The following is a 229-nucleotide window of genomic DNA, read 5'->3' as shown; positions in this document are numbered from 1 at the left end:
ATGCCGGCAATGGCCAGTGACTTCGCCCGACTGGAAGAGAAGTTAACAGCATTGATGGATAAATTTAATCAATTGCCACTGGAGCAGGGGCTTAACGATTTTTCGGCAGCGATGAGCTCCGTCGATAGTACAGCTAAGAAGCTGGATAGTGTGTCGGAAAGTCTTGCTGCTATTGTTGAACAACCACAGATGAAGCAACTGCCTCAGTTATTTCAGCAAAACCTTATTC

General features: G+C 45.9%; 1 protein-coding gene. It reads left to right on the top strand.

Features of this window, described 5'->3' with window-relative positions:
• Positions 1–229: hypothetical protein (locus SB847_RS22515; RefSeq protein ID WP_410579011.1), on the top strand; the 229-nt coding region annotated here is incomplete at both ends.

Source organism: Bacillus sp. SIMBA_026 (assembly GCF_046535335.1).
In the GTDB taxonomy this organism is placed as follows: domain Bacteria; phylum Bacillota; class Bacilli; order Bacillales; family Bacillaceae; genus Bacillus; species Bacillus velezensis.
Note: the sequence above shows the minus strand (reverse complement) of the source record. Positions and strands in the feature narration are given on the sequence as shown.